The following is a 5852-nucleotide window of genomic DNA, read 5'->3' on the forward strand; positions in this document are numbered from 1 at the left end:
CAAGGGTGCCCATCACGGCGAGCATTATCGTCACGACGCCATCATGGCGGCTCGCAGTGACGCCATCTTCTACCTCTGCGACGACGACATCTTCATGCCGACCCACGTGGAACAGCTATTGGGCCTACTCGAAACGAAAAACTTCGTCCAGAGCATGAATGGCAACATCACTCCTGCCGGTGAAGAGGACTTCTATCCGGCCGACCTATCGAACGCCCTGACGATTGAGTGGCATTTGCGCGATGATGGGCGGTACAACTCCGTAAGCATCACCGGGACGGCTCATACGAAGAGCTTCTACCTCCAGATCGACGATCCGTGGACCACGACGCCCCCCAATCACTGGCCAGACCACTACCAGGCTCTTAAGTTCTTCCGACATTCGGCGCTTGCTGCAGCGACCTCTCGGCGGATGACCGCTTTGCAGCTGCCGACAACCCAGGATGGGCGATCCGAGTGGACTGAGGAGGAACGCGTGGTGGAGTTACGCCGATGGGCGGATCTTGCCCAATCGTCCGACGGTCAGAGGGTCATTGATGAACTCGTGGCGGCAGGCGTGGTGCCGAGAATGGAGCGGGATTATCGGCGCATCACGGCAATGCATTCAGAACTGACCATGCTTACGACAGAAAGATCGGCGTTGTTGGCGGAACTTGATGTTTCGCGGAATGCTGTTTTGGCGATGATGGCGACCTGGTCATGGCGTCTCACCCGACCTTTGCGTTTTGTGAGACGGATGACGCTGCGTTGAACGCTTTTTTCACGCGCCCCGTCGCTCCCGCCTAGCCGGCGACGAGCTGCCGTGCCCCGGCCTCGAACTCCTCGAGGTCCCCTGTCTCTCCGGCGCGGGCCGCCCGGCGCCCCACGACCCACTGGTAGAACAGGAACCCACCCAGGGCGACGGTTCCGATGCCGATCTTGAGGGGCCACGGCCAGTCCTGGCGTGTGACGAGCCCCTCGATCAGGCCGGACACGAGCAGCGCCAGGATGAGCCCAATCACGATGGTGAACATGGCGCGGCCCTCCTCTGCGAGCGCCTGGGCGCGCGTGCGGGCCCCCGGTGCGATCCACGCCCAGAAGATGCGCATGCCTGTCGCCCCGGCGACGAAGATCGAGTACAGCTCGAGCTGGCCGTGGGGGGCGATGTACAGGAAGAACACGTCGAGGCGATCGAATTCGTTCATGAGGGCCGCGGTCATCCCGAGATTCTGCGCATTGGTGAAGAGCAGGTACGGGGAGTAGACGCCGACAATGCCGAAGGCTATGCACTGGGCCGCGAGCCAGGCGTTGTTCGTCCAGACGAAACTGGTGAACGACGTTCCGGAATTCTCGGAGTAGTACTTGACGAAGTCCTCTTTGGCGTATTTTTCCAGCTCAGTCGTCGAGCCCATGGTCGCGAGCACCGCCGGGTTTGCCATAGCCCACCACGCGTAGAGGAACGCGATCACCAGGGTCGCCAGCGCCACGGCGAGGCTCAGCCACCTCACGCGGAACAGCGCTGCGGGCAGTTGGTTTGCAAAGAATCGCGGCACCTGGCTCAGGACATTGGCGGATGCCCCGGTGAAGCGCAGCCTGGCCCGGCTCAGCCACAGCGACAACCGATCACCCTGCACCGACTGGCCCGATGTCGTCTTGATCGCGGAAAGCTGGCTGGCGCCAGACTGGTATCGGTCGATGAGTTCGTCGGCCTCGACGCCGCTGAAGCGTCGACGGGCGCCGAGCGCGGCAAGTCGATCCCACTCGTCGCGGTGGGCTGCTGTGTATGCGTCGAGATCCATCTGCTTAAATGATGGCATGGCCGGAGTTGATTCAGTGGAACACGACGAAGATCTCCACGAGCTCATTACCGGCGAGGCCGTGGCACTCGACCTGAGATCGTCGAGCTTCGTGTTGCGCGCGGCCGGCACGATCATCGACTATCTCGTCTATTTCGGTGGCTACATTCTGATCATCGTCATATTGTTTTCCTTCGGCCAGCAGCTGGGGCTAGACCAGGCGCTGCTCACCGCCATCAGCGTGGCCGCGCTGGTGCTGTGTATCGTCGTGATCCCGACGGCGGTCGAGACTCTCACCCAGGGCAAGTCGCTCGGCAAGCTGGCAATCGGCTCACGGATCGTGCGCGATGATGGCGGTTCGATCGGCTTCCGGCACGCGTTCATCCGGTCGCTCACGGGCGTGTTCGAAATTTTCATGACCTTTGGCGGGCTCGCGGCGATTATCGCGCTGCTCAACGGTCGGGCGAAGCGACTCGGCGACCTCGTGGCCGGCACGTACAGCCAAAACGAGCGGGTATCGAAGCTGGTCACGCCGATCTACGGGGTGCCATTACCGCTTATCGAGTGGTCGAGGACGGCGGATGTCGCCAGGCTCCCCGACGCCCTCGCTCGCCGAGTGGCCGCCTTCCTGGCCCAGGCCGCGGCCCTCACTCCGACGACGCGCGAGCGACTCAGCCGCGAGCTCGCCGACGAGGTGAGCGTGTTCGTGTCGCCCGTTCCCGCGGCTAACGCCGAGCTGTTCCTCGCCGCCGTGGTGGCCCTGCGTCGTGATCGGGAGTTTTCGGCCCTCAGCCTCGAGCAGGCCGGGCTTGAGCGACTCGCTCCGGTGCTCGGCGGCATGCCGCGCGGCTTCCCCGACCGAGGCTGACAGGCCGACCGAGGCTGACGGGCCCGCCATGCAAGCCTGCCAGCCTGGCTGGGGAGGAAGGGTACCCGCTTCGGCTACGTATGGCACTCTGCCATACGTTACTCAGGGCCGCACCTCTATCCCCGGCTGCCCAGGGCGCTGGCTACCCCAGCGCGGTGCGCGGCAGACCCCGACAGAGAAGCCCGGCCGTCTAGTAGCGGTAGTGGTCGACCTTGTACGGGCCCTCGACCGGGACCCCGATATACGCGGCCTGGACGGGGGTGAGAGTGGTGAGCACCACACCGAGCGCGTCGAGATGCAGTCGGGCGACCTTCTCGTCGAGGTGCTTCGGCAGCACGTAGACCTGCGTCTCGTATTTTCCGTCGGCATTATTCACCCACAGTTCGAGCTGCGCCAGCACTTGGTTGGTGAAGGAGTTGCTCATCACGAACGAGGGGTGACCCGTCGCGTTGCCGAGGTTCATCAGGCGACCCTCGGACAGCACCATGACGCTGCGCCCCGACGGCATGCGCCACTCGTGCACCTGCGGCTTGATCTCGACGCGCTCCGCCCCGGCGAGACTCTCGAGCCCGGCCATGTCGATCTCGTTGTCGAAGTGTCCGACGTTGGCGACGATCGCAAGATGCTTCATCGCCATCAGGTGCTCAACGGTGATTACGTTCTCGTTGCCGGTGCTGGTGACGAAGATGTCGACGTCGGCGAGCGCCTTCTCGATCGTGGTGACCTGGAATCCGTCCATGGCAGCCTGCAGCGCGTTGATCGGGTCGATCTCTGACACGATCACCCGCGCGCCCTGGCCTCGCATGGCCTCGGCGCAGCCCTTGCCGACGTCTCCGTAGCCCGCGACGAAGACGACCTTGCCGCCGATGAGAACGTCGGTGGCGCGGTTGATGCCGTCGGGCAGCGAGTGACGAATGCCGTATTTATTGTCGAACTTGCTCTTCGTGACCGAGTCATTGACGTTGATGGCGGGAAACAGCAGCTCGCCGTTCCTCGCGAATTCGTACAGTCGGTGCACGCCCGTGGTGGTTTCTTCGGTGACACCCTGGATCTCGGCGGCGATCCTCGTCCACCGGTCGGCCGACGCGGCGAGCGAGCGGCGCAGCACGTCGAGGATCACGCCGTACTCGTGCGAGGCGTCGGCGGGGGTGGCCGGAACCGCCTTAGCGAGTTCGAACTCGCGGCCCTTATGCACCAGCAGCGTGGCATCCCCACCATCGTCGAGGATCATGTTCGGGCCGACCGCACCCGAACCATCGACCGAAGATGCGCTCCAGTCGAAGATCTGCTCGGTGCACCACCAGTACTCCTCGAGGGTCTCGCCCTTCCAGGCGAACACGGGTACGCCAGACGGCGCCTCCGGGGTTCCGGTGGGGCCGATGACGACGGCGGCGGCAGCACCATCATCGGTCGAGAAGATGTTGCACGATGCCCAGCGCACCTCGGCCCCGAGGGCGACGAGCGTCTCGATGAGCACGGCGGTCTGGGTGGTCATGTGCAGCGAGCCGGCGATGCGGGCACCGGTCAGCGGCTTCGAGGCGCCGAATTCGCCACGCAGGGCCATCAGCCCGGGCATTTCGTGCTCGGCGAGTCGAATCTGGTGGCGGCCGGCCTCGGCGAGCGAGAGGTCGGCAACCTTGAAGGAGAGGGCGGTGGATGTCGCGGAAGTCATGTCCCCATTCTCGCAGGGTCGCGCGGCTGACGGCTACTGCTGGCGCGGCAGTGGATCCATCGTGACCAGCGGGAACGGGGTATCCGGAGCATCGAGCCAGCCGTTCAGCGCCTCGACAGCCTGGAGCGTGCCGTGCCAGTCGTGGATCGCGACGGAGGTGACCCCCATCGCCAGCACCGGATAGTCGTTGCCGGTCGGGTCGAGCCGGTCGCCGATGAAGAGCAGCTGGTCGAGGTGCAGGTCGAGTTTCTCGACCAGGCGGCCTACCCCGTAGGCCTTATCGATGCCCTTGCGAGTGATGTCAATCGACGTCGAACCACCCCCGCGCACCTCGAGGTCGGGCAGTCGAGGCGACACATACTGCCAGAGCGCGAGCTTTTTTGCCCCATCGGGATCCCAGGCCGCCTTCTCGGCCACCGGGGCCTGCTGGCCGAGCGCCGAGAAGGTGATCTGGCTGCCGCGATCTTCGATCAGGTCGCCCCAAGTTCCCGGATGCCACAGCCCCAGCTCGCGCGCGCCGTCCTCCAGCGTGCCGATCGCCCGAGACTTCTCGTCTGCCGTCAGGTCTTCGGCGTACTGCAGCGCCCACGCGCCGTTCTGCCAGAGGTAGTAGCGGGTGCCACAGGTCGGCATCAGGTGCAACCGGGCGAGCGCCTCATCGCCGGCGCTGAACCCATCCAGAGCCTGCGATTCGAACTGCTCGAAACGGCCCCCCGAGATGATGCACACCGGCACCCGGTCGAGGAGCCGCGCGAGCGCTGCGCTCATCGTCGGATCCATGGTCGATTTGGATGGCGCCAGGGTGTCATCGAGGTCGAAGACGACGGCGCGGATGTCAGGAGTGCGGCTCACGGTGTTCGAGGCTAGCAGCCCGAACTACAGCAACTCGCTGCTTTCAAGCAGCCGGCTACAGCAGTTCGCCGCGCATAACTTCGTGCCTGATGACCTGCCAGCCCTGCGGCACCGACATCCGGTCAGCGTGGCGATCGCACAGGTCGTAGCAGTGCGGCTCAGAGGAGTAGCTCAACGGGCCGAGCACGGCCATCGAATCGGCGTAGTCGTAGGTGAGGGTGGCTGTGGCTTCCCGGCCACAGGCGACCTTGCTGCACGGGCGACCATTCATCTCTCCGCAAGGCTATGGCGCGCAGTCCGCGCAGGGCCGAGCCACGCCGGAGATGGTGCGCCCGGCGCCGTCAGTAGAATTGGGGTTGTGACAGGTCCGACAAAGAAACCGCAGTCGGCTCGGCCCGGCTGGCGTGACCGTCACGGGCGTGGAATGCGCTCTCCCGTCACCGGACCGAACCTGCCCCTGCTACGCAGCCGCGTCGACATGTTCGACCTGACGGTGGCCTCGACGGCCGAGTACCTGAAAGACCTGTGGCCGGATGACCTGGCCGACGTCATCTTCGAGGTGGCGGGTATGCCCGCGGAACTTGGCGCCACCCCCGCCGTCGACCGGTGGCGGGTTCTGCTGAAGGAGCGCCGTGTCATCCTGTACCGCCTCCCCATCGAGAGGCTGTCACGGCTGCACCGCTAC

Annotated in this window: 7 protein-coding genes; 3 read left to right on the forward strand and 4 right to left on the reverse strand. The window is 64.9% G+C overall.

Annotated features, from left to right (window positions below; all coding sequences use genetic code 11):
- On the forward strand, nucleotides 1-751 hold a 751-nt coding region (locus tag RMN95_RS15455), incomplete at its 5' end, for a hypothetical protein (RefSeq protein ID WP_309617798.1).
- 31 nt (nucleotides 752-782) lie between these two features.
- Here RMN95_RS15455 and RMN95_RS15460 read toward each other — a convergent pair.
- A complete protein-coding gene (locus tag RMN95_RS15460; protein WP_309617804.1) occupies nucleotides 783-1778 on the reverse strand; it encodes a stage II sporulation protein M in 996 nt (331 codons plus the stop codon).
- Between the two features lie 16 nt (nucleotides 1779-1794).
- Between RMN95_RS15460 and RMN95_RS15465 the strand changes: the two genes are divergently transcribed.
- Nucleotides 1795-2643 carry an RDD family protein gene (locus RMN95_RS15465; RefSeq protein WP_309617799.1) on the forward strand — a complete coding sequence of 283 codons (849 nt, stop codon included), beginning with the start codon at nucleotides 1795-1797 and terminating at the stop codon, nucleotides 2641-2643.
- A 190-nt stretch (nucleotides 2644-2833) separates the two neighbouring features.
- Here RMN95_RS15465 and ahcY read toward each other — a convergent pair whose 3' ends face one another.
- Genes ahcY through RMN95_RS15480 form a run of 3 tightly spaced genes read right to left on the reverse strand, consistent with a single transcriptional unit; the run spans nucleotide 2834 to nucleotide 5438 of the window.
- Nucleotides 2834-4315 (reverse strand): adenosylhomocysteinase, encoded by a 1482-nt coding sequence (gene ahcY, locus RMN95_RS15470; RefSeq protein WP_309617800.1) that lies wholly within the window; start codon nucleotides 4313-4315, stop codon nucleotides 2834-2836.
- A gap of 33 nt (nucleotides 4316-4348) precedes the next feature.
- The gene (locus RMN95_RS15475; RefSeq protein WP_309617801.1) at nucleotides 4349-5167 is read right to left on the reverse strand and encodes an HAD-IIB family hydrolase; all 819 of its coding nucleotides are present in this window, start codon (nucleotides 5165-5167) and stop codon (nucleotides 4349-4351) included.
- A 55-nt stretch (nucleotides 5168-5222) separates the two neighbouring features.
- The gene (locus tag RMN95_RS15480) at nucleotides 5223-5438 is read right to left on the reverse strand and encodes a DUF3499 family protein (protein ID WP_309617802.1); all 216 of its coding nucleotides are present in this window, start codon (nucleotides 5436-5438) and stop codon (nucleotides 5223-5225) included.
- Between the two features lie 87 nt (nucleotides 5439-5525).
- Here RMN95_RS15480 and RMN95_RS15485 point away from each other — a divergent pair.
- On the forward strand, nucleotides 5526-5852 hold a 327-nt coding region (locus tag RMN95_RS15485), incomplete at its 3' end, for a hypothetical protein (protein WP_309617803.1).

Origin of the sequence: Salinibacterium sp., from assembly GCF_031364185.1 — a bacterium.
Classification (GTDB): domain Bacteria; phylum Actinomycetota; class Actinomycetes; order Actinomycetales; family Microbacteriaceae; genus Rhodoglobus.